This is a genomic window from Chromobacterium sp. FG89 (genome assembly GCF_057808735.1).
The window spans coordinates 34727-56681 of sequence record NZ_JBMDIQ010000019.1; the positions used below are offsets into that span (position 1 = coordinate 34727).

22 protein-coding genes are annotated in these 21955 nt (G+C 64.9%); 5 read left to right on the forward strand and 17 right to left on the reverse strand.

The annotated features are described in order from the left end of the window. Positions 1-97: 97 nt before the first annotated feature. The 3 genes from ACODRW_RS17730 to ACODRW_RS17740 all read left to right on the forward strand — a co-directional run bounded on the left by ACODRW_RS17730 (position 98) and on the right by ACODRW_RS17740 (position 3264). Entirely contained in the window at positions 98-1990 is a 1893-nt protein-coding gene (locus ACODRW_RS17730; RefSeq protein ID WP_488906325.1) for a M14 family metallopeptidase, read from the forward strand. Between the two features lie 167 nt (positions 1991-2157). After that, positions 2158-2925 carry a 3',5'-cyclic-nucleotide phosphodiesterase gene (locus tag ACODRW_RS17735; protein ID WP_488906326.1) on the forward strand — a complete coding sequence of 256 codons (768 nt, stop codon included), beginning with the start codon at positions 2158-2160 and terminating at the stop codon, positions 2923-2925. An 18-nt stretch (positions 2926-2943) separates the two neighbouring features. After that, positions 2944-3264 (forward strand): DUF190 domain-containing protein, encoded by a 321-nt coding sequence (locus tag ACODRW_RS17740; RefSeq protein ID WP_488906327.1) that lies wholly within the window; start codon positions 2944-2946, stop codon positions 3262-3264. Between the two features lie 43 nt (positions 3265-3307). Here the strand turns inward: ACODRW_RS17740 and ACODRW_RS17745 are convergent, their stop codons facing one another. From ACODRW_RS17745 to ACODRW_RS17760, 4 genes are all read right to left on the reverse strand, one after another. Beyond that, complete coding sequence (locus ACODRW_RS17745; RefSeq protein ID WP_488906328.1) at positions 3308-3667, reverse strand: helix-turn-helix domain-containing protein; 360 nt, start codon at positions 3665-3667, stop codon at positions 3308-3310. Continuing rightward, complete coding sequence (locus ACODRW_RS17750) at positions 3664-3972, reverse strand: type II toxin-antitoxin system HigB family toxin (protein WP_107798447.1); 309 nt, start codon at positions 3970-3972, stop codon at positions 3664-3666. Before ACODRW_RS17750 ends, ACODRW_RS17745 begins: the two co-directional genes overlap by 4 nt. 140 nt (positions 3973-4112) lie before the next feature. Continuing rightward, positions 4113-4322: a heavy-metal-associated domain-containing protein gene (locus ACODRW_RS17755; protein WP_488906329.1), complete on the reverse strand. Its 210-nt coding sequence runs from the start codon at positions 4320-4322 to the stop codon at positions 4113-4115. Between the two features lie 193 nt (positions 4323-4515). Then, positions 4516-6873, reverse strand: coding sequence for a heavy metal translocating P-type ATPase (locus tag ACODRW_RS17760; RefSeq protein ID WP_488906330.1), 2358 nt, complete (start codon positions 6871-6873; stop codon positions 4516-4518). A 142-nt stretch (positions 6874-7015) separates the two neighbouring features. On the opposite strand from ACODRW_RS17760, the gene pncA reads away from it, so the two are divergent. Together pncA and ACODRW_RS17770 are read left to right on the forward strand one after the other, a co-directional pair. Beyond that, positions 7016-7648: a bifunctional nicotinamidase/pyrazinamidase gene (pncA, locus tag ACODRW_RS17765; RefSeq protein ID WP_488906331.1), complete on the forward strand. Its 633-nt coding sequence runs from the start codon at positions 7016-7018 to the stop codon at positions 7646-7648. Between the two features lie 207 nt (positions 7649-7855). Then, positions 7856-8761 (forward strand): SAM hydrolase/SAM-dependent halogenase family protein, encoded by a 906-nt coding sequence (locus tag ACODRW_RS17770; protein WP_227104600.1) that lies wholly within the window; start codon positions 7856-7858, stop codon positions 8759-8761. A 9-nt stretch (positions 8762-8770) separates the two neighbouring features. On the opposite strand, the gene ACODRW_RS17775 is transcribed toward ACODRW_RS17770, so the two are convergent. From ACODRW_RS17775 to ACODRW_RS17835, 13 genes are all read right to left on the reverse strand, one after another. Then, positions 8771-9595, reverse strand: a complete 825-nt coding sequence (locus ACODRW_RS17775; RefSeq protein ID WP_488906332.1) for a fimbrial protein — start codon at positions 9593-9595, stop codon at positions 8771-8773. 299 nt (positions 9596-9894) lie between these two features. Next, positions 9895-12435, reverse strand: coding sequence for a fimbria/pilus outer membrane usher protein (locus ACODRW_RS17780; RefSeq protein ID WP_488906333.1), 2541 nt, complete (start codon positions 12433-12435; stop codon positions 9895-9897). Between the two features lie 59 nt (positions 12436-12494). Then, complete coding sequence (locus ACODRW_RS17785) at positions 12495-13226, reverse strand: fimbrial biogenesis chaperone (RefSeq protein WP_107798440.1); 732 nt, start codon at positions 13224-13226, stop codon at positions 12495-12497. Between the two features lie 180 nt (positions 13227-13406). Then, positions 13407-13997 (reverse strand): fimbrial protein, encoded by a 591-nt coding sequence (locus ACODRW_RS17790; RefSeq protein ID WP_488906334.1) that lies wholly within the window; start codon positions 13995-13997, stop codon positions 13407-13409. 428 nt (positions 13998-14425) lie between these two features. Next, on the reverse strand, positions 14426-15505 hold the full coding sequence (corA, locus tag ACODRW_RS17795; RefSeq protein ID WP_048412489.1) for a magnesium/cobalt transporter CorA: 1080 nt from the start codon (positions 15503-15505) through the stop codon (positions 14426-14428). A gap of 7 nt (positions 15506-15512) precedes the next feature. Further along, on the reverse strand, positions 15513-17000 hold the full coding sequence (ppx, locus tag ACODRW_RS17800; RefSeq protein WP_449727711.1) for an exopolyphosphatase: 1488 nt from the start codon (positions 16998-17000) through the stop codon (positions 15513-15515). Between the two features lie 198 nt (positions 17001-17198). After that, positions 17199-17900 carry a phosphate signaling complex protein PhoU gene (gene phoU / locus ACODRW_RS17805; protein ID WP_107798437.1) on the reverse strand — a complete coding sequence of 234 codons (702 nt, stop codon included), beginning with the start codon at positions 17898-17900 and terminating at the stop codon, positions 17199-17201. Positions 17901-18013: 113 nt separating this feature from the next. Further along, positions 18014-18673 (reverse strand): ribose-5-phosphate isomerase RpiA, encoded by a 660-nt coding sequence (gene rpiA / locus ACODRW_RS17810; protein WP_235087213.1) that lies wholly within the window; start codon positions 18671-18673, stop codon positions 18014-18016. 106 nt (positions 18674-18779) lie between these two features. Further along, a complete protein-coding gene (gene ispF, locus ACODRW_RS17815; RefSeq protein WP_107798435.1) occupies positions 18780-19256 on the reverse strand; it encodes a 2-C-methyl-D-erythritol 2,4-cyclodiphosphate synthase in 477 nt (158 codons plus the stop codon). Position 19257: 1 nt separating this feature from the next. Further along, a complete protein-coding gene (ispD, locus tag ACODRW_RS17820) occupies positions 19258-19941 on the reverse strand; it encodes a 2-C-methyl-D-erythritol 4-phosphate cytidylyltransferase (RefSeq protein ID WP_107798434.1) in 684 nt (227 codons plus the stop codon). Then, positions 19938-20657 carry a DNA polymerase III subunit epsilon gene (gene dnaQ, locus ACODRW_RS17825; protein ID WP_227104610.1) on the reverse strand — a complete coding sequence of 240 codons (720 nt, stop codon included), beginning with the start codon at positions 20655-20657 and terminating at the stop codon, positions 19938-19940. The genes ispD and dnaQ overlap by 4 nt, the downstream gene beginning before the upstream one ends. A gap of 70 nt (positions 20658-20727) precedes the next feature. Beyond that, entirely contained in the window at positions 20728-21171 is a 444-nt protein-coding gene (gene rnhA / locus ACODRW_RS17830) for a ribonuclease HI (protein ID WP_081550245.1), read from the reverse strand. Positions 21172-21217: 46 nt separating this feature from the next. After that, a complete protein-coding gene (locus tag ACODRW_RS17835; RefSeq protein WP_107798432.1) occupies positions 21218-21943 on the reverse strand; it encodes a class I SAM-dependent methyltransferase in 726 nt (241 codons plus the stop codon). Between the last annotated feature and the right edge of the window lie 12 nt (positions 21944-21955).

The window sequence follows — 21955 nt, forward strand, 5'->3', positions numbered from 1 at the left end:
GCGCTTGATCCGCGTCAAGCCGCCTCGCAACAGCCCGTGCGTCCGTCGGGCCGCCGGGCGTAGCCTATTTCGGTCTCGGACAATCAGGATAATCATCATGCACTTGCCGCTACGCTTCGCCATCGTTTCCGCCTTCGCCGCCCTGCACCTCAGCCCGCCCGCGCACGCCATGCCGGCCGCGCCGGACTACATCGACGACAGCCAATACCTGTCCGCCGCGCGCCAGCGGGTGTTGCCGCCGGACATCCCCTGGCAGGGCGACAGTCAGCGCTTCGCCGCCAAGGCGGACGACGCCTGGGCCACCCCGCTGGAAGCCAGCGGCTTCAAGCACACGCCGGCCTATCCGGAAACCATCGCCTACCTGCAAAAGCTGGCCGCCGCCAAGCCGGCGCTGCTCAAGCTCAGCCCGATGACGGAAAAAACCGACCAGGGCCGCGACATGATGATGGCGGTGGTGTCCGCCGCCGCCGATAAATCGCCGCAGGGCCTGCGCGCCAGCGGCAAGCCGCTGATCTATGTGCAAGCCGGCATCCACCCCGGCGAAGCCAACGGCAAGGACGCCGGACTGATGCTGATCCGCGACCTGCTGATCCGCGACGACGCGCTGCTGTCCAAGGTCAACCTGCTCTTCGTCCCCACCGTCAACGTGGACGGCGACATGCGCTACGGCAAATACGGCCGCATCAACCAGAACGGGCCGGAACAGACCGGCTGGCGCGTCAACGGCCGCAACCTCAATCTGAACCGCGACTTCACCAAGCTGGACAGCCCGGAAATCCGCAATGTGGCGCGCGCGCTCAACGACTACCAGCCGGACTTCTTCATCGACACCCACAGCACCGACGGCGTCAACTACCAGTACGACGTCACTTATTGCAATAACGGCCAGGGCTGGTCGCCCGCGTCCAGCCGCTGGATGGACCAGGTGATGACGCCCGAGGTCTACCGCGAACTGCGCCGCTACGGCCACGAGCCCAATGTCTGCATCTCGATGAACGACAACGAGAACCCAGACAAGGGCTATTACCCGTACTACAGCGACCTGGCGCGCTTCTCCAACCAATACGCGGACGCGCGCGGCATCCCCGCCATCCTGGTGGAACTGCACGCGCTCAAGCCCTACAAGCAGCAAGTGCTGGGCAACTACGTGCTCTACCGCGCCATCTTCGACAGCGTGTCCCGACATTACGACGGCCTGCGCGCCGCCATCGCCAAGGACCGCGCCGCGCGGCCGGACCCGGTGACGCTGACCTGGAAGGAGGCCGAGGGCAAGCCCAAGCTGGTGGACTTCAAGGGCGTCAAATTCGACAAAGTGCCCTCCCCCGTCACCGGCGACAAAATCATGCGCTGGAGCAATCAGCCGCGCGACTACCGCCTGCCCATCACCCCGCTGACCGTGCCGGACCTGATCGCCGCGCGGCCCAAGGCCTATGTGGTGCCGGCGCAATGGCATGAGGTGATCGCCCGCCTGCGCGCCCACGGCATCCAGCTACGCGAACTGAGCCGGCCGGAAACCCTGGACGTCACCGTCTACCGGCTGGACGACATCAAGCTGGGCACCCCGTTCGAGCCCGATCGCGAATCCGCCGACAAGATCCCCGGCTATGAAGGCCGCTTGCTGATAGACGGCAAGCCCAGCCCGCTGCAGCGCAAAGTCACCTATCCGGCCGGTTCCGTGGTGGTGGACCCGCAACAGCCGCTGGGCACGCTGGCGATGCTGCTGCTGGAACCCGCCAGCCCGGACTCCTTCCTGCACTGGGGCTTCTTCAACGCCAACCTCACCTCGGCGGAAGCGCCGGAAGCCTATGTGATGGAGCCGATGGCGCGGCGCATGCTGGCGGAAAGCCCGGCCCTGCGCCAGGCCTTCCAGGCCAGGCTCAAGGACCCCAAGTTCGCCAAGGACCGCAACGCCCGGCTCAACTGGTTCTATGAGCAGACCCCGTTCGCCGACAGCAACCGCTTCCTCTACCCGGTAGGCATCGTGCGCTGATCCCGTCCCGCGCAAGCGTCCGCCGGCTTGTCTACAATGAATAGATTAAAGCCGGCCGGACCTCACGGCGCAGGCGCCCACTCAAGGCGGGGCGGGCAGCGGATCGTTTCCATGTTTGCAGCGGCGGACCGGCCAGGCCGGTCAACGGCCGCAACCAGGAGAAACCCATGCACATCAAGATTCTCGGCGCCGCCGCCTGCATCGGCCATCCCGGCCACACCACCAGTTTCCTGATCGACGAGGACACCCTGATAGACTGCGGCACCGGCGTCACCAGCCTGCGCCCGGACGAAATGCTGTCCATCCGTCAGGTGCTGCTCACCCACAGCCACGCCGATCACTGCGGCTGCCTACCGCTGCTGGCCGACGTCCACGCCAGCCGCCGCGGGCCCGGCCTCACCGTTTACAGCCAGCAGGAAACCCTGGACGCGCTGCGCGCCCATCTGTTCAACGGCGAGCTGTGGCCGGACTACACCCGTCAGCCCAGCGTCGAGCAGCCCTGGCTGCGGCTGCAGGCGGTGGAACCCGGCTACGCGCTGCCGCTGGGCGAAGGCCTGGCCACCGCGCTGCCGGCCAATCACAGCGTGCCGGCGCTGGGCTGGCTGATAGAAGGCAGTTGGCGCGCGCTGGCCTTCAGCGGCGACAGCGGCCCCTGCCCGGCTTTCTGGCAATGGGTGTCCAATGTGCCCTCGCTGACCGACGTGATCTGCGAACTGACCTACACCGACGAACGCCAGGGCGAGGCCTCGCGCCAAGGCCATATGACGCCCTTGCTGCTGCTGCCCTTCCTGCCGCAGCTGCCGGCCAACACCCACCTGTGGATCAGCCACATCGACCCCGGCTGCCGCGAGCACCTGCTGGAACAGCTGCGCTCCGAATACCCCAACGGCCTGCGCGTCTGCCCGCTGCGCGAAGGCATGGTGATCGAACTGTAGCCGCAGGAGGCCCGCGCCATGCAAGGCTATCAACTCTCTTTCTTCACTCAGCAGGGCCACAGCCACGACGGCCTGCCCTTGGCGGAATGGATACTGCAACAGGCGCGGCGGATGGGCGTCCGCGGCGCCACGCTGTTTGCCGCCAGCGAAGGTTACGGCCGCCACCGCCGGCTGCACTCCGCTCACTTCTTCGAACTGGCGGACCAGCCCGAGGAAGTCACGCTGGCGCTCAGCGCCGACGAGGCCGAACGACTGCTGGCCGCGCTCGCCGCCGCCGGTATCAAGGTGTTTTACGTGAAGACGCAGGTGGAGTTCGGCGTGCTGGGGGAAGAGGAATAAGAACCTGCCCCGTCTCAGCAGAAAGGAAGACGGTTCGAATCGATCAACCGCGGATGAGCACCTCGGCGGGAATATGCAAGCCTTCATGCAAGCGGCGGATCATCGCGAGGCTGAGCGGCCGCTTGCGATTCAACACTTCATAGACGCGGTTGCGCTTGCCCAGATAAACCTGCATGTCCGCCACCGTCAAACCACCCTGCTCCATACGGAATTTGATCGCCTCGATCGGGTCCGGCAAGTCGATGGGAAAGTGCTTGGCCTCATAGGACTGGGCCAGCGTGGCCAGAATGTCCAGACGCTCGCCTTCCGGCGAATCCAGCGCCGGGTCCATCTCCACCAGTGCGGATATTTCCTTGAGCGCGGCCTGATAGTCGGCTTCGCTGCGGATAGGACGGATATTCATGGAGACTCCATTTCCACGGTGGCGGCATCGACGGCATCGTACTGAGCGTGAGTGCCGATGAACTTGATGTAGACGATGCCCACCCGGTAGGCGACGGCAACGATCAAGCGATAATCATTGCCCTTGATATTGAACACCACCCGATTGGCCCTGACGAAGCTGGCGCTGCGGTAACGGTCCTTGATGTCTTGCGGACAGGTCCAGCACGCCTGGCTCGCCTCATCCACCCACGCTTTCAGCGCTTGCTCGGCAGGGGGATGCAGCGCCCAAAAAGTCTTCAAGGCGCGCGTGGCGATGATCTTCATGGCTGCATGATAGTCCCAACATGGGACCATAACAAGCCAAGCAGAAGACTGGCCGCATCCTTTGGCCACATGCTGGCGCCCAAAGAAACAGGGCATGGCCCGCAAGCCATGCCCTGTTCCGCTACGCCGCCGTTTAAGGCTCAGCGCGTCACGTCGAAACCCGCGTCCTCCACCGCCGCCGCCAACTCCTCCGGCGATACGATCTCCGCGTCGAACACCACCTTGGCCTGCTTGGCCTCCAGGCTGACCTCGGCCTCGCTGACGCCGGCCATGCCGCTGAGCACGCCGCTGACGCTTTTCACGCAACCCTGGCAGGTCATGCCATCCACTTTCATGATCAATTCGGACATTGCTTTCTCCTGAAAAAATTTAAACCGTCCCTCAGAACCTGTTTACGATCTGCTGCGCGTCGTGAAACGTGACACGGTGAGTACAACTTCGAAATGCTCATGTACCGTCTGTACACTCCGCCTTCTCAGCTGTTTTCGCCTTGTCTCGCCTTAGCTCGCGAGATCGTAAACACGTTCTCATTCCGATGCCGCCCTATTTCCAGCGCCGCAACAACAGCGAATTACTCACCACCGATACCGAACTCATCGCCATCGCCGCGCCGGCGATCACCGGGTTCAACATGCCCAGCGCCGCCAGCGGTATCCCCATCACGTTGTAGATGAAGGCGAACAGCAGATTCTGCCGGATTTTGCGCAGGCTGGCGCGCGACAGCCGGATCGCGTCCACCGCGTGCATCAGGTCGCCGTGCATCAGCGTGATATCGGCGGCCTCGATCGCCACGTCCGAGCCGGCGCCCATCGCCAGGCTGACGTCAGCGGCGGCCAGCGCCGGCGCGTCGTTGACGCCGTCGCCCATCATCGCCACCTTGAAACCCTGCGCCTGCCAGCGCCGCACCTCCGCCGCCTTGTCCTGCGGCTTCACCTCGGCGCGGTAATCGCGGATGCCCGCCTCCGCGGCGATGCCGGCGGCGGTGGCCGGGTTGTCGCCGGTCAGCATCGCCACCCGTATGCCCATGGCCTGCAACTGCGCCACCGCCTGGGCCGAACTGGGCCGGATGCGGTCGGCGATCGCCAACAGCCCCAGCAGCTCCTCGCCGCGCGCCACCGCCACCACAGTGTTGCCCGCCTGCTGCAGGGGCAAGGCGGCGGACAGCGCCTGCTCGCCCAGCCAGCCGGGCACGCCGGCGCGCACCAGGCCGTGGCCGGCCACCTCAGCCTGCACCCCCTGCCCCACCTGGGCCGCGAAGCCGCTGACCGGCAGCAAGGGTAGGCCCTGCTGCTGCGCCTGCTGCAGGATGGCGCGCGCCAGCGGGTGTTCCGAACCGGCCTCCACGCTGGCGGCCAGTTGCAGCACCAGGTCCGCGTCCGCCTCCAAGGGCAGCACTTGTTTCACTTGCGGCTTGCCCTCGGTCAGCGTGCCGGTCTTGTCCACCAGCAACACCCCCACCTGGCTGGCCAGTTCCAGCGCGGTGGCGTTGCGGAACAGAATGCCGCGCCGCGCGCCGTTGCCCACGCCCACCATCACCGCCGTCGGCGTGGCCAGGCCCAAGGCGCACGGGCAGGCGATCACCAACACCGCCACCGCGTGGATCAGCGCCGCCGACCAGTCCTGCAGCCACAGGCCGGTGACGACGAAGGTCAGCAGGCTGATGCCCACCACCACCGGCACGAACACGCCGGAAATCACGTCCGCCAATTGCTGGATCGGCGCCTTGGAGCCCTGGGCCGCGCTGACCAGACGCACGATCTCGGCCAGTTGGGTGTCGCCGCCCACGCCGGTGGCGCGCACTTTAAGCATGCCGTCCTGATTGCGGGTGGCGGCGTAGACGCTGTCGCCCACCCGCTTGGCCACCGGCAGGCTTTCACCGGTGAGCATGCTTTCGTCCAGCGCCGCCGCGCCGTCCACCACCTCGCCGTCCACCGGCAGGGTTTCGCCGTGGCGCACCACCACCACATCGCCCTGGCGCAGCGCGGTGACCGCCACCTCTTCCACCCGGCCGTCCTCGCGCTCAACGCGGGCGGTCTTGGGCGCCAGCCGGATCAACTCTTCGATCGCCGCCGAAGTCTTGCCCTTGGCGCGCGCCTCCAGCAGCTTGCCCAGCAGCACCAGGGTGATCACCGAGGCGCTGGCTTCAAAATAAACATGCTGGTCCTCCAGGCCCAACAACGTCACCGCCGCCGATAGCAGCCAGGCCATGCTGGTGCCCAGAGCCACCAGCACGTCCATATTGGCGCCGCCGCCGCGCAACGCCGCCCAGGCGCCCTTGTAGAAACGCCAGCCAACGACGAACTGCACCGGCGTGGCCAAGGCCAGCTGCCAGTAACGCGGCAGCCAGCCATGGTGGCCGCCGCTGAACATCGCCGCCATTTCAATGACGAAGGGCAGCGTCAACAAGGCGGAAAACACGAACCACAGCCGCTCGCGCCGGTAGCGGCGCGCATGCTCGGCGGCCAGGGTGTCGTCGCCCGGCCCGGCTTTGGGCGCGGCCTGGTAGCCGGCGCGGCTCACCGCGGCGATCAGCGCCGCCTCGTCGGCCAGCCCAGCCACGTAATCGACGCGCGCGCTCTCGCTGGCGAAGTTGACCTGGGCGGATACGCCCGGCAACCGGTTCAGCACCTTCTCGATGCGGCCGGCGCAGGCGGCGCAGGTCATGCCCTGGATGTCCAGTTCCGCCTGCCGGCGCGGCACGGCGAAACCGGTCTTGGCGATGGTGTCCACCAAGGTTTGCGGCGGGGTTTTGACCGGGTCGAACGAGACCTTGGCCGATTCGCTGGCGAAGTTGACCGCCGCCTCCACCCCGTCCAGCCGGTTCAACTGTTTTTCAATCCTGGCGGCGCAGGCCGCGCAACTCATGCCCTCAATCGGCAAATCCACGGTGCTTGCTGTCATGATGACCTCCTGAGCCGAATTATATACCCCCACAGGGTATTTGTGGCAAACCCTTTTTTCACTCTTGTCACCGTGGCGGGCTTTACCACGCCGGCGGCCGCGTGGTAACAAGATAGGCTGAGAACCCTTGCAGGAAAACGCTATGCCCCTGAAACGCTACGGCGACGATTGCGCCTTGATCGTGGTGGACGTGCAAAACAGTTTTTGTCCCGGCGGCGAACTGGCGGTGGCCGACGGCGATCAGATCGTGCCGCTGATCAACCACATGATGCAGTTCTTCAACCGGGTGATCCTGACCCAAGACTGGCACCCGGCCAAACATGTGTCCTTCGCCAGCCGGCATGCCGGCAAGCAGCCTTTCGACAGCATCCAGCTGCCGTATGGCGAGCAGACGCTGTGGCCGGATCACTGCGTGGCCGGCAGCCATGGCGCGGCATTCCACCCGGAGCTGGACACCAGCCAGGCCCAACTGATCATCCGCAAGGGCTGCAACCCGGCTCTGGACAGCTATTCCGCCTTTGTCGAAGCGGATCGTCAAACCCCCACCGGCCTGGCCGGCTACCTGGCCGAGCGCAGCGTCAAACGGGTATGGTTGGCCGGGCTCGCCACCGACTACTGCGTGGCCTGGAGCGCGCTGGACGCGCGCGCCGCCGGCCTGGAAACCACGGTGGTGGACGACGCCTGCCGCGGCATCAATCTGAACGGCTCGCTGAGTAGCGCCTGGGCGCAGATGCTGGCCGCCGGCGTGCAGAGGCTGCGCTCGGACGAGGTGTAAGAAGCTGTTTACGATCTGCTGCGCGTCGGCGGGATTGTTTAGACAAGGGCGTTGAAACCGCCTTCAGAATGCTCATGTACCGTATGTACATTCCGCTTCTTCAGCCGCAACGCCTTGTCTCGCTCTGGCTCGCGAGATCGTGGACAGGTGCTAAGCAAGCCCGGCGCTGGCAGGCGTCTGGAAACAAAAACACTTAGGAGAAAAAGAATGAAGCTATTCCAACACGCCCGCCTCTGGCTGGCCGCCGGCCTGCTGCTGGCCGGCTTGGCGCGCGCGGACGCGCCGCTGGTGCTGATGACGGACTTCGGCCTCAAGGACGGCGCGGTGTCGGCGATGCGCGGCGTCGCCTACTCGGTGGACCCCAAGCTGACGCTGTCCGACCTGACCCACGAGATCCCCGATTACGATATCTGGAGCGGCGCCTACCGGCTGTACCAGACCGCCAACTACTGGCCCAAGGGCACGGTGTTCGTGTCGGTGGTGGACCCGGGCGTCGGCACCGAGCGCCAGTCCGTGGTGCTGAAAACACGGGACGGCCGCTACTTCGTCAATCCCAACAACGGCCTGCTGACCTTGATCGCCGAACGCGACGGCGTGGCTGAACTGCGCCGCATCGACGAAAAAACCAACCGCCTGCAAGGTTCGGCCGACTCCTACACCTTCCATGGCCGCGACGTCTACGCCTACACCGGCGCGCGGCTGGCCGCCGGCAAAATCCGTTTCGAGGACGTGGGCCCGCCGCTGCCGGCCGCCGCCGTGGTCAAGCTGTCGTATCAGCGCGCAGAAGCCGCCGACGGACGGCTCAAGGGCATGATTCCGGTGCTGGACCCGCAATACGGTAATGTGTGGACCAATATCCCCAAAACCTTGTTCGAAGCCCAGGGCTTCCGCCCCGGCGACGCGGTGAAAGTGCGTATCTTCAAGCAGGGCAAGCCGGTGGACGAGGTGGTGGCGCCTTATCGCCGCACCTTCGGCGAAGTGCCCAGCGGCCAGCCGCTGGTCTATCTGAACAGCCTGCTGGACGTGTCGCTGGCGCTGAATATGGACAACTACGCCGCCAAGCGCGGCATCGGCTCCGGACCGGAGTGGTCGGTGGAGCTGAGCCGGCCCTGAACGCCGCCGCTACTCGAAATCGAACTTCAAAGTGGCGCTACCCTGGAACCCGCCCGGCGTCGGGTTCTCCACCATCTTCACCGGCCAGGCGGTCAAGCCGAACAAGGCGCGCAGATTGTCGTAATCCAGCGCGATCGGAATCAATTGCCCGCCGGCCGGCGTCCCGCCAGGCAGGCTGGGCGGCACCAGCTTGCCGGCGCTCTCCATCGCCACCGCCACGTTCTGATGCGTGGTTTCCAGATAGCGCGCGTCCCGGCCGTGCGGCCGTCCTTCCAGCGCCAGATTGATCTTGACCCCGGCGGAGATATTGGTGCATTGAATCTGGAAAGTGCGGCTCACCGCGCTTTGCCTGGCCGCGCCGGAACGGGCCAATTGCCCGGCGATCAAGGGGCCGAAATCGATAGTGGTTTGCTGCCCCGCGGCCAGCTTGCAGTTCTGCGGCACCGTCACGCCCATGCTCATGAACAGGCTGACCATGGGAACGCTGCCCGGCGCAGTGGCGTAACCTTGCACCCCGAACACATCCAGCACTTTGAATTCAGGCACAGTCAAGGTGCCGACAAAGGGGCGGCTGATCAGCAAATGCACTCGCCCCCGGCTGCCGGTCTCAAAGGGCCGCGAGTCGATTGACTCGCCGTTTCTACAGCGCCGCTGACCAGTCATCTCATTGCTCAAACTGTCCCACGGCACCACTTTATACTGTCGAACCTCCCCGGCGAGAAAGACCTCCACCCCCACTTGCAGATTGCGGTTCAAGACATAGAACTGCAACGGCACGCCATTGACCGTTCTGTGCTCTCCCTTGGGCAACTCGGTCCTGGTGGTGTAGAACACCTTGAAAGGTGTCTCCGCCCCGGCACAAGCGCAGCGCGCCACATAAGTATCGCCCAACTCCCATCTATGGGCGTTCGGGTACAAGGCCCCCGCCGCATTGTCATCCGGCGAGGTAAAAGTCCGGTTAAACGCGAAACTGAACCGGGGAACCGAGCCTGTAGGCTCGCAAGGCCCCGCATTGGCCATGCCTCCAAGCAGGAAGCTCAGCAGCATGACGCCGATGCTCCGCCGGATTTTGATGTGCTTCATTCGCTGATGCTCCACTCGATCATATTGCAAAGTCGGCCCGCTCCTACGGGCTAGCCGCAGTTCAGAGTCCGCCGCTGGTAATAGCGGCCGGCCTTGGCCGGCGGCAGCCGGTAATCGGCCGTACACTGGCCTCCCCGCCATTTCACCGTCAGCCGGCCGGTCTCCCGCTTCAGCAAGGCCAGCACCTTGCCCCTGGGGTCGACGATGCCCAGCGGTTTGCCGTCGGCGTCCTCCACGCTGGCGCCAAACGGCGCCGGAGCGCCGTCCTGCCGCAGCAGGGTGAACTGGGCACGCTGGCCGCTTCTGGCCTTGAACACGCCCTTGACCACGGCGCCGCGCCGCGGCACCACCAGCTTGACCGTGTCGTCCAGTTCCACGTCGGCCCCCAGCTGCCGGGTATCCAGGCTCAGGGTGTTGACGCGGTAGGGCTGCGCGTAGGGTTGCACCGCGTAGCCGTTGCGCCCCAGTTCGCCGCCGTTGCCGGTGCGCAGCGCCGGTCCGGTCACGCCGTCCACTTGCAAGAGCGCGAAGGTGTCGCCCACCGGACGGCTCAGGTTGACGCCGCCGCCATGGGCGACAATGGCGCCGGATAGGCCGACGCTGGCGGACTGGTAATGACGCGCCGCGTTGTAGGCCGCGCTCAATTGCACGAAATCGGCGTTGTGGTTGACGCTGAGCCCGCCCGAGGTGCTGCCGTTGCGCCCGGCATGGCCAAGCTGCACGGAATAGGTGGTGTTCTCGCCCAGATGGCCGCTGACCCCGGTTTGCAGCGTGGAGCCGTTGCCGGAGGTGTGGCTCAGGTTGGCGTACATCCGCGGCGAGCGCGGCTTGGGCCCCAGCGGCACGGTAAAGGTCAGCATCACCTGGTTGCTGCTGACGCCGCCGGGCCGGCTGTCGCGGCTCCGGCTCAAGGTGAAGTTGTAGCCCAGCAGTTTCCAGTTGTTGCCGTAGCCCAGGCCCACGCTGCCGCTGCTGCCGTTCTGTCCCCAGTAGCTTTGCTGGCTCAGATTCAGATACAGGCTGCCGAAACGCCGCTCGCGGCCCAGGTCCTGCTGGGTGCTCAGATCGATGCGCGAGCGGCTGCGGCCGAACTGTCCCTGGCTATTGCCGGCGAGATCGTTGGCGTGGTCGTTGAAACTGCGATAGCCGGAGGTCGAATAGCGATACGCGGCCAGCGTCAGGTTGGTCAGGGTGCGGGTAAAGGTTTTGGCGTAAAGCAGTCTCAAGCTCTGCCCTTGCCGCCGCGCGCCCCTGACCCGGCTGTTGGACTGGGTGAAGTCCAAGGACAGCGCGCCCAGCGGGGTGTTGGCGCCCACGCCCAGGTTGACGGCCTGAAAATTCGATGTGAGCTGGAAGCCCGCCGCCACCGTGCTGTCGTCGCCCGCGCCGTAGACCAGCGTGCCGGCGGCGAAGCTGGGATGCACGTTCTGGCTGCCCTGATACTCGCCGAAGGCGGCGCTGTAGCGCCAACGGCCCTTGCGCAGCATCAGGGGCAGGCTGGAGAAGGACTGCTGCGTCACCCGCTTGCTGCCGTCGGCCTCGGTGACGGTGATTTCCAGATCGCCGTTGGAGCCGGACGGAAAAATATCGGTCAGCTCGAACGGCCCCGGCGGCACATTGGCGCGGTACAGCGTATAGCCGTTCTGGCGGACTTCCACCACCGCGTTGCTCTGCGCCTGGCCGCGCACCACCGGCGCGTAGCCGCGCTCGCCGTCCGGCAGCATCGCGTCGTCGCTGGCCAGCTGCGCGCCTCGGAAGCGCACGCTGTCGAACAAGGTGGAGTCTGCGTATTGCTCGCCCAGCGCCAGCTGGCTTTTCCAGCCGATCAAGTCGCGCTGCAACACGCTGCGGTTGCTGCGCGCGCTCATGGACTGGCCGTCGGCCCAGTTGAAGGTGCTGTCGTTGCGCAAACGCCAAGCGCCCAGATTGACGCCGTTTTGCAGGCCGAGGAAAGCGTTGCGGCGGTTGACCCCGCCCGGCTCGCTGCTGCGGCTCTCATTGCCGTTGAACTGGTAGTTGACGTAGGCGGCGGCCACGCCGGCGTCCCAGAGCGCCGGGTCGATATAACCGCGCGCGCCGCGGCTGAGAAAGGCCTGGGGAATGCTCAAGCTCAGTTGCAGCCGATTGGCGTCGTAGTCCGCCGCCGCCAGGTCCATCAGCGCCGGCAGGTCCAGGCAGGCCGGATCGTCCGCGGACAAGGGCGGCGTCAGGCTTTGCAGCTGCACGCCGGCCGCCTGCAGCAAACCGGCGTCGATGCAGGCTTCCACCTTGCCGCTGGCCGCCTGGCGAAACAGCACGTCGCGGCGGCCGGTCAGATTGCCGTTGACCAGCACGTCCACGCGATAGTTGCCGGGCAGCAAGGCGTTGCCGGCGCTGAGCACCGCGCTCAAATCCGGCATCCGGCCGGAGCCGTTGATGAAGTTGGTGTTGAAGGCCAGCAAGACAGGCGCGGACTGCGCCTCTCCTTCCGCCGCCTCCGCCCGGGCCAGTTCCGCCAGCGCCATCAACAGGGCCAGGCAGCCGGGCTTCAGCGCGGAACGGCGTCGGATCGAGGTTTTATTCCAGGGCTGACGATTTGGACGTATGCGCATGATTGGGCTTTATACGGAGGGGATCCGGCAGATGGCCGAGGAAGATGGAAGCGACATGGTCAAGGTTCCTGGGGGCGCTGCTGAGGGCGGCCTTCCCGGCCGGCTTCGAGCGCGACCTCGTACTCCACGAGCCCGCCGAAGTCGTTGATGATGCCGTAGCGCAGTTGCGCGCTGCCGGCGGCGGACGGTTTCAGCGGCCATTGCCCGCTGCCGCCCGGCGCCACCATATAGGCGCTCGCCAGCTCCTGCGCTCCGGCGCCGGCCTTGAGCGTCAAATCCACCACCGTCACGTGATAGCGGCTGGGGTTGTCCACGCGCAAGGCCGGCCTGCCGTCGGCCTGGAGCAGGCTCCAGCGCAAGCCTTCCGGTGCTTGCAAGGCGGCGTCGCTGCCCAGCCCCTGAGGCCGGAAGAACACCTTGACGCGCTGGCGCACCGCCAGTTGCAGCACATTGTCTCCGCGCGCCGCCTGGGGGATTTCCTGCACGTTCAGCCAAAATACCGACTCCCGGTCGGGCGCCGCTCCGGCGCCCTCATACAACACCCGCAACAACTGCTGCTGTTTAAGCGGCAAGCGCGCCAGCGGAGGCGTCACCGCGAACGGCAGTTCGTCCGGCTGGCCTTCCGCCGACTCCAGCCAGGACTGGACCAGGATCTCCTCGCCCAGATTGCTGACGATGATGGAGGCCTCCTTGTCATTGCCGTCAAAGATGACGCGGGTGCCGTTAAGCGCGATGCCGGCCCAAACCGGACTGATGAGCAAGGCCAGGGAGAGGAACAGAATGATTTTCATGAGTGAGGCCACGAGATATCCAACAATGGTCCCAAGGCGGCTGACGCGGCCGGGAACGCGATGAGGAAAGGGAGGACGGCGCGCCGTCGTCCTGGCAGAGCCTGTTCAGGAGAGCCCGCGGCGCGGCCAGTCCCGCGCCGCGGGCATGGCGCGGACGCCTGACGACGCCGCGCCGGCGCTTTAGTCGTAAGTCAGGGTAAACGGCAGGCTGGCGTTGGCGATGCCGGGCGACATGGCCCCGCCGGAGCCGACATAGGCGGCGGCGAAACTGACGCGACGGATATCATCGGGCTGACCCGGCTGGTCCTCTTGCAAGAGAACGCCGCTGGTCAGGTTGTAGGCGGAGGGGTTGGCCACCGCGGCGCTGTCGAACACCGCGATGCCGACGCCCCGGGCAAAGCCCGGAGACGAGGTGCCGTTGTTGACGCGCAGGATGTTGTTGCCGCTCATCACTTCCGGCGCCGCGCCGGCCAGCTTCATCGTCACTTTGCTGGCGGTTTTGCAAATGATGTTGAAGTTCACCTGCCGGCTGCCGGCGCCGGTGAACTTGGGATTGGCCAGCGTGCCGATGTCCTCCACCGACACCGTGCCCATGTCCACCTTGATGCTGTTGGCGTCGCCATTGGGCGAGCTGAGCCGGCAAGAATCGGAAATCACTCGGCCGGTAAAGTCGATCTGGCCGGAAAGGGTATCGGCAAAGACCGGACTGACGACAAAGGCGGCCAGCGCCGCCACAACGAATTTCCCTTGCTTGCTGTTTAACAATTTCATGCAAAACCTCCCTCAGATTGAAAAAGCCGCAGACCAAAGCCTGCGACGTTCGAATGGCGAAAACACGCCAATGCCAAGACTGTCAAACAATCTGAAGAGGATTTTAGGTTTTCAAATACTTATGAAATATAGGATTTATCCTATTTTATTGTCATATGGTTATATGAAATGCTAACCATGAGGTAATCATCTTAAAATCGCATAATATTAATATGCAAAATTAATGGATTTTTATTGGGAAACTCCATATAAAAATAAATACCCCTCAGGGGAAGGAGAAAAGCCCAAGGCAAGCTGGGCCGAAAGAGGACTCGCCGCGCTTTTCAAGCGCTCAACGCGCGGGCGGAAAAAAACGGCAGCCGCCGTACAGGCGTCTGCCGTTTCTCAGGGAACACGCTGGGCTGGTCCGGCCTAGGCGGGACCGCTTCTCAGAGCCAGCGCCGCTTCCAGAACAACCACCCCAGCCCGCCGGCGATGCCCAGCATCGCCACCAGCACCAGGTGATAGCCGTAATGCCATTTCAGCTCCGGCATGTATTCGAAGTTCATGCCGTAGATGCCGGCGATCAGCGTCAGCGGCATGAAGATCATGGTCAAGACGGTGAGCACCCGCATTTGCAGGTTGAGCCGATGGGACTGGGTGGACAGGTAGAGGTCCAGCATGTCGCCCACCATCTCGCGCGACATCTCCAGCGATTCGATCACATGCATGGTGTGATCGTAAGCGTCGCGCAGATAGACCAAGGTCTCCGGCTTGAAAAAGCCATGCTCGCCGCGGTTCAGCGAAATCAGCATTTCCCGCATCGGCATCAACGCGCGGCGCAGCTTCAGGCAATCCCGCTTCAGCCGCTGGATCTGCAGCAAAACGCCCTGATCGCGTCCGCGCAGCAGCATGGTGTCCATGCGCTCCACTTTTTCGTTGAACTCGGTGAGCACGCCGAAGTAGTCGTCTATCATCGCGTCCAGCAAGGAATAGCCCAGGTAGTCGGCGTCCTTGTGGCGCAGCAGGCCGCGTCCGCGGCGCAGCCGTTCCCGCACCTCCTCGAACACGCCGGTGGGCCGCTCCTGAAAGCTCAGCACGAAACGGCGGCCGATGACCAGATAGATCTGATCGGACAACAAGCGCCCGGCGCCGTTTTCACTGTGCTGGTGGTAGTCGAACACCCGGCTGGCGACGAACAAATAATCGCCGTAGTCCTCCACCTTGGGCCGCTGGCGCGCGTTCATGATGTCTTCCAGCACCAGGGAATGCAGGCCGAAGCGCTGGCCGATGGCGCGCATCACCTCGGGCTGGTGCAGGCCGTAGACGTTGAGCCACAAGACGCCGCCGCCGGGCTGGTGGGCCAGGCCCTCGGCCACGGTCTGGAACACGGTTTCCTGCAATTGCTCCGGGCCGTATTCGAACAGCGAGATCGAGGCTTCCGGCAATTTCGCCTCGCCCACCGACAGCAGGGTGCCGGGCGCCTCGCCCAGCGTGGGAATGCGTTTTTTCAGCGTGGCGTGGCGCATGGGCGGATCACACTTGCACGATGTCGAGCACGAAGCCGACGTTCTTCCACTGGCCGATCTCCTGCTTGAAGCCGCTCGCCGTCAGCGGGCTGCCCTTCAGCCAGACCTTGTTCAGCGTCAGCGCGAAGCCGGTGGCGTGCTGGCGCAGGTCCAGCATTTCCGGCAGCGCGATGCTGTTGCGGCTGCGGTGGAACAAGACCGCCAGCCGCAGCGACACCACCGCCTGCCACAGGCTGGAGTCTTCCATGTATTGCCGCATCTTGCCCATGTCGCCGCGGTGGCCCAGCACGATGGCGGCCAGCGTGGCCTGTTCGCGCTTGGAGAAGCCGGGCATGTCGGCGTGCTGCAGGATGTAGGAAGAGTGCTTGTGATAGGCGGTGTGCGAGATGGTCAGCCCGATCTCGTGCAGCTTGGCCGCCCACAGCAGGCGCTTGAGCATGGCCTGGTCCACGTCCTCGCCGGCCACCATCCGGTACAGGCGCTCGGCCAGCGCGGTGACGCGCTCGGCCTGGGCGGTGTCCACATGGTAGCGGCGCTTGAACTGGGTGACGGTGGTATCGCGCATGTCCTTTTCACGCTGACGGCCCAATAGATCGTATAGCACGCCGTCGCGCAAAGCGCCTTCGGCCACCGTCATCTTGTCGATGGCCAGTTCCTGGAACACCGCGATCATGATGGCGAGGCCGCCGGCCAGCACCGGCGCGCGGTCGGCCTTGAGGCCGTTGACGTCGATGGCGGCGATGCCGCCCTGGCGGATCAGCAGCGCCTTGAGCTTTTCCATGCCGGACAAGGTGATGTCGGCCGTGCTCCAGTCGTTGATTTCCAGCACGTCGCGCAGGGAACGCGCGGTGCCGGAGGTGCCCACCGCCAGCTGCCATTCTTCGCGCTGGTATTGGTGGGCGATGCGCTGAATCTCGTTGCGCGCAGCCAGGATGGCGTCCCGAAAATTGGCCTGGGTCAGCTTGCCGTCGCCGAAATAGCGCAATGTGTAGCTGACGCAGCCCAAGGGCAGGCTTTCGGTGACCAGGGCTTTGTAATGGCTGCCGATGATGAACTCGGTGGAGCCGCCGCCAATGTCCACCACCATGCGCCGCTCCTTGGTGTCCGGCAGCGAATGGGCGGCGCCCAGATAGATCAGCCGCGCCTCTTCGCGGCCGGCGATCACCTCGATGGGAAAACCCAGCAAGGGCTCGGCCTTGGCGATGAAGTCCGCCGCGTTCTTGGCCACGCGCAGGGTGTTGGTGCCCACCGCGCGCACTTGCGCCGGGGTGAAGCCGCGCAGGCGCTCGCCAAAGCGGGCAAGACAGGCCAGGGCCTTGTCCTGGGTTTCCTGGTCCAGTTGTTTGTCGGCGGTCAGGCCCGCGCCCAGGCGCACGGTCTCCTTCATCACGTCCAGCGCGTACAGCTGGTCGTCCACCACCCGCGACACTTGCAGGCGGAAGCTGTTGGAGCCCATATCGATGGTGGCGAGCACGTTGTTTGGGGGCGTGGTCAGTGTCAAAGACACCCCTTCTCTCTTTATCAAGGCCCGCGCCCGCGCGGCAGCGCCGGCGGAAACGGGGGGATTCATCATCAGGTTGGATCGCCGGGGGACTGGCACGGACGCCGGACGCAACAATGGCGGTAACACCGAATGTTACCGCCATTTTAGGCAAACCGTCATGTCAAGTCGCCGTGGCCGGCGCGGGCCGGCTCAGCCCAGGGTTTCGCGCTTCTTGGTTTCCAGCGTGGTGTGGCGGATGTCCTTGCCCTTGACCAGGTAAACCACGTATTCGGAAATATTGGTGGCGTGATCGCCGATGCGCTCTATCGCCTTGGAGATGAACAAGGTGTCGATGGACATGCTGATGGTGCGCGGGTCTTCCATCATGAAGGTGATCAGCTGGCGCAGTTCGGCGGCGAAGTCTTCGTCCAGCTCCTGGTCGGCTTCGGCCAGTTCCAGCGCGGCGCTGGTGTCCAGGCGGGCGAAGGCGTCCAGCGCGCGGCGCAGCATGCCCAGCGCCGCGTCCGCCATTTTCTCGATCTCGCGGAAGCGCGGCACCTGATAGCGTTCGGACTGGTAGATGGTCTTGCCCATGCGCGCGATCTTCTTGGCTTCGTCGCCGATGCGCTCCAGATCGGTGATCACCTTGATCACGGTGAACACGATGCGCAAGTCGCTGGCCGCCGGCTGGCGGCGGGCGATGATGTGCAAGCAGTCGTCGTCGATGGTGACTTCCATCGCATTGACCAGCGCATCCTCGGCGATCACCTTGTCCAGCTTGTCAATATCGCCGGCCAGCAGGGCTTCCACCGCGGACAAAATCTGCTGCTCCACCAGTCCGCCCATCTGCAGGACGCGGGTGCGGATGGTTTCCAGCTCCATATCGAACTGTTTGGAAATATGCTCTGCCATGTCTGCCCCAAACCAAAACCAGTCAAAAAACGCTATGTTAATGCGGGCAGATGACGCCGATGTGACAATTCATCTGCCCGCCTGCGGGCGGCCTGCTCGAAGGCGGACGGCCCTTAACGGATTTCTTCCACGCCGTTCTGCCGCCCCAACACCAGCACGTCGGCGCGACGGCGCGCGAACAGGCCGCAGGTGACCACGCCGGCCAGATGGTTGATGATCTCCTCCAGTTCCACCGGCTTCTGGATCTTCAAGCCGTGCACGTCCAGGATCACGTTGCCGTTGTCGGTGCTCACGCCCTGGCGCAGTTCCGGGTGCCCCCCCAACTTGACCAGTTCGCGCGCCACATAGCTGCGCGCCATCGGAATGACCTCGATGGGCAGCGGGAAGCCGCCCAGCATGGCGACGTATTTGCTTTCGTCGGCGATGCAGATGAATTGATCGGCCACGCTGGCGACGATTTTCTCGCGGGTCAGCGCGGCGCCGCCGCCCTTGATCATGTGCAGGTGGTGGTTGATTTCATCGGCGCCGTCGATGTACACCGGCAGCGCGTCCACTTCGTTCAGGTCGAACACCGGGATGTGGTGAGCCTTGAGGCGGGCGGTGGAGGCGTCCGAGCTGGACACCGCGCCGCGGATGCGGCCCTTGATGGCGGCCAGCTCTTCAATGAACAGATTGACGGTGCTGCCGGTGCCGACGCCGACGATGCTGTCGTCCGGCACGAATTCGATGGCCTTCTTGGCCACGGCAAGCTTCAGTTGGTCCTGAGTCAACATGGTAATGCCTCCTGTGTTGGGATGGTATTGCGCCGGGCGGATTATGGCACGGGGCGGGCCGCCGGACACCTGTCATCAATCTCGAACGGCGAATCTCGGCGCGGTTTTACACGGGCATCAGCAGGCAGGCGGCTTGCGCCTCTATCGCCTCGCAGCGGCCCAGATAGCCGAGCTTTTCATTGGTCTTGCCCTTGACGTTGACCGCGCCGATCTCCAGGCCCAGGTCTTCGGCGATGGCCGCGCGCATCGCGTCGATGTACGGAGCCAGCTTGGGCTGCTGCGCGATCAGCGTGCTGTCCACGTTCACCGGGCGCCAGCCGGCGGCGCGCACGCGCTTGGCCGCTTCGCGCAGCAGCGCGCGGCTGTCCGCGCCTTTGAATTCGGGATCGGTGTCCGGAAAATGGCGGCCGATGTCGCCCAGCGCCGCCGCGCCCAGCAAGGCGTCGGTAATCGCGTGCAGCAAGGCGTCGGCGTCGGAGTGGCCCAATAGGCCCTTATCGTGCGGAATACGCACGCCGCCCAGGATCAACGGCCGGCCGGCCACCATCTGATGCACGTCGTAGCCCTGTCCAACTCGAAACATATCAATCCTTTCTTGCCGCCAGCACCGCGCGCGCCAAAGCCAGATCGCGCGGATAAGTCACTTTGAAATTCTGGGCGTCGCCCTCCACCAGCCGCGGTTTGCCGCCGCAGCGCTCAATGGCGGAGGCTTCGTCGGTCACATCCGCCAGATCCCCGCCTTGCAGCGCTTCCCGCAATTTGCCGCGGCGGAACATCTGCGGAGTTTGCGCCAGCCACAGGCCGGCGCGGGAAACGGTGACCGCCACGCGCTGTTCGGCGTCGGCGCGCTTGACGGTGTCCGGCACCGGCAGGGCCAGCAGGCCGCCCACCGGATCGTCGCCCACCTCGGCCAGCAGCCGCTCCACCGCGTCCGCGGTCAGACAGCAGCGCGCGGCGTCGTGCACCAGCACCCAGTCGTCGTCGGCGCAGTCCAGCGCCTCCAGGCCGTTGCGCACGCTCTCGGCGCGGCTGACGCCGCCCGCGCGCAACACTTGCAGCTTGGGGATGTCCCAGTCGAAATCGTCGAACCACTCGTCGCAAGGAGAGATCACCACCGCCACCGTCTCCACGGCGGGCACCGCGGCCAGCGCCTGCAGGGTGTGCCACATCAGCGGCCTGCCGTTCAATTGCAGGTATTGCTTGGGGCTGGGCGCGCCGAAGCGGCTGCCGTGGCCGGCGGCCGGCACCAAGGCCAGATAGCGGCTCACGCGCCCTCTCCGGCCGGCGTCTCCAGGCTGCGCCACAGGCAGCTGCCCTTCACCGACTTGTCCAGATCGTTCAAATAACTTTGATGATCGGCCAGCTCCCGCTCGTTGGCGCGCTTGACGATCAGCGGCTTGCGCTCGAAATCCATCGCGCCGTGCTGGCCGCCGGGCAGATCGACGTCGATGTCCATCACCAGACTTTCCTGGCCGCGGGTCATCCACAGATAGACTTCGGACAGCAGCTCGCAGTCCACCAGCGCGCCGTGCAAGGTGCGGTTGGAGCGGTCGATCTCGAAGCGGTCGCACAAGGCGTCCAGGCTGTTGCGCTTGCCGGGGAACTGGTCGCGCGCCTCGCGCAGGGTGTCAATCACATTGGCGCACAGGTTCTTGATCGACGGCAGGCCCACTCTTTCGAATTCGGCGTTGAGGAAGCCGACGTCAAACGGCGCATTGTGGATGATCAGTTCCGCGTCGCGCAGGAAGTCGGCCATTTCCTCGGCCACCTCGCGGAACTTGGGCTTGCCTTCCAGGAACTCCAGCGAGATGCCGTGCACGCGCTGGGCGTCCGGATCGATGTCTCGCTCCGGGTGGATGTAAAGATGCAGATGCTTGCCGGTCAGCTTGCGGTTGATCATTTCCAGGCCGGCGAATTCGATGATGCGATGGCCTTGGGCGTGTTCGAGACCGGTGGTTTCGGTATCGAGAATGATTTGTCTCATGCGCTATCCTGGCGACGGCCGCCGGCGGCGGCGTCGCTCTGACTCCAGAAGAAGGGCGGGCGCGGCCGGCTCAGGCCAGCTCTACGCCGCGGTTGGCCAGCTGATCGGCCCTTTCGTTGAACTCATGGCCGGCGTGGCCTTTGACCCAGCGCCACTCCACATGCAGATGGCGGTTGCGTTCGGCGTCCAGTTGCTGCCACAGATCGGCGTTCTTCACCGGCTCCTTGGCCGCGGTCTTCCAGCCGCGCGCCTTCCAGCCGTGGATCCATTCGGAAATGCCTTTTTGCACGTATTGGGAGTCGGTGTACACCACCACCTGACACGGCCGGTTCAAGGTGGCCAGGCCCTTGATCACCGCCAGCAACTCCATGCGGTTATTGGTGGTGTTGGCCTCGCCGCCGCACACTTCCTTTTCCTTGCCCTTGAAGCGCAGCAAAGCGCCCCAGCCGCCCGGTCCCGGATTGCCCTTGCAGGCGCCGTCGGTATACATCTCTACCTTGTCTTCAGTCGTCATGCTGTCTCGTCATTGCCGGGGCTCGCGCCCCGCTTGCTGTGTTGTTTCATGGTTCCCGGTGGCTGTGATGGCGCTCGTTGCCGGCGGCCACCGCCAGGCCGGCCTTGGCCTTGCCCTGCTTCCAATTGGGCAGGATCAAGCGCATCCCGCGCTGGCGCTTGATCGCCTCGATGCCGTACACGCCGGCGGCCAACGGCCACCAGCGGTCCCCGGCCCGCTCCATGAAGCGGAAACGCTGCACCCAGTCGCAGCGGGAGAACGGCGGCGCGTAGCCCATGAAGCCTCCGCTCGCGGGCTCCAGCTCCAGCAGGGTCAGCCAGTCCTTGATGCGCACCAGCGACAGGAAGTTGCCGCTCCACGGCGCGTTCTCGCGCCCTTGGACCAGTCGGCGCACGCCCCACAGCGACACCGGATTGAAGCCGGTGAGGATCAGGCGGCCCTCCGGCATCAGCACGCGCTCGGCTTCGCGCAGTACCTGATGCGGCACGGTGGTAAAATCCAGCACATGCGGCATCACCAGCAGGTCCAGGCTGCGGCTTTCGAACGGCAGTTGCTCCGGAGCGCACAGAATCTGCGCCGGTCCGGAGTCCGAAACGCGGCACTGCCAGGGAATGCGGTTGGCGCGCAGGAAATCGACTTCCGGCAAACCCAGCTGCACCGCATGAAAGCCGAACACGTCGGCGACGGCGCGGTCGAAATAAGCCTGCTCGCGCTCCAGCAGATAACAGCCCAATTCGCTGGAGCTCAGCCAGTCGCTAAACGAATTCTTCATCGAGAGAAGCCT

Coding starts and splice junctions, on each gene's coding strand:
- ACODRW_RS17745 (WP_488906328.1), bottom strand. CDS start 3,667: ATGAATATCCGTCCTATCCGCAGCGAAGCCGACTATCAGGCCGCGCTC.
- ACODRW_RS17730 (WP_488906325.1), top strand. CDS start 98: ATGCACTTGCCGCTACGCTTCGCCATCGTTTCCGCCTTCGCCGCCCTG.
- ACODRW_RS17780 (WP_488906333.1), bottom strand. CDS start 12,435: ATGCGCATACGTCCAAATCGTCAGCCCTGGAATAAAACCTCGATCCGA.
- ACODRW_RS17835 (WP_107798432.1), bottom strand. CDS start 21,943: ATGAAGAATTCGTTTAGCGACTGGCTGAGCTCCAGCGAATTGGGCTGT.
- ACODRW_RS17790 (WP_488906334.1), bottom strand. CDS start 13,997: ATGAAATTGTTAAACAGCAAGCAAGGGAAATTCGTTGTGGCGGCGCTG.
- ispF (WP_107798435.1), bottom strand. CDS start 19,256: ATGTTTCGAGTTGGACAGGGCTACGACGTGCATCAGATGGTGGCCGGC.
- ACODRW_RS17785 (WP_107798440.1), bottom strand. CDS start 13,226: ATGAAAATCATTCTGTTCCTCTCCCTGGCCTTGCTCATCAGTCCGGTT.
- rpiA (WP_235087213.1), bottom strand. CDS start 18,673: ATGTTGACTCAGGACCAACTGAAGCTTGCCGTGGCCAAGAAGGCCATC.
- pncA (WP_488906331.1), top strand. CDS start 7,016: ATGCCCCTGAAACGCTACGGCGACGATTGCGCCTTGATCGTGGTGGAC.
- ACODRW_RS17755 (WP_488906329.1), bottom strand. CDS start 4,322: ATGTCCGAATTGATCATGAAAGTGGATGGCATGACCTGCCAGGGTTGC.
- ACODRW_RS17770 (WP_227104600.1), top strand. CDS start 7,856: ATGAAGCTATTCCAACACGCCCGCCTCTGGCTGGCCGCCGGCCTGCTG.
- rnhA (WP_081550245.1), bottom strand. CDS start 21,171: ATGACGACTGAAGACAAGGTAGAGATGTATACCGACGGCGCCTGCAAG.
- ACODRW_RS17735 (WP_488906326.1), top strand. CDS start 2,158: ATGCACATCAAGATTCTCGGCGCCGCCGCCTGCATCGGCCATCCCGGC.
- ACODRW_RS17740 (WP_488906327.1), top strand. CDS start 2,944: ATGCAAGGCTATCAACTCTCTTTCTTCACTCAGCAGGGCCACAGCCAC.
- corA (WP_048412489.1), bottom strand. CDS start 15,505: ATGCGCCACGCCACGCTGAAAAAACGCATTCCCACGCTGGGCGAGGCG.
- phoU (WP_107798437.1), bottom strand. CDS start 17,900: ATGGCAGAGCATATTTCCAAACAGTTCGATATGGAGCTGGAAACCATC.
- ACODRW_RS17750 (WP_107798447.1), bottom strand. CDS start 3,972: ATGAAGATCATCGCCACGCGCGCCTTGAAGACTTTTTGGGCGCTGCAT.
- ACODRW_RS17760 (WP_488906330.1), bottom strand. CDS start 6,873: ATGACAGCAAGCACCGTGGATTTGCCGATTGAGGGCATGAGTTGCGCG.
- dnaQ (WP_227104610.1), bottom strand. CDS start 20,657: ATGAGACAAATCATTCTCGATACCGAAACCACCGGTCTCGAACACGCC.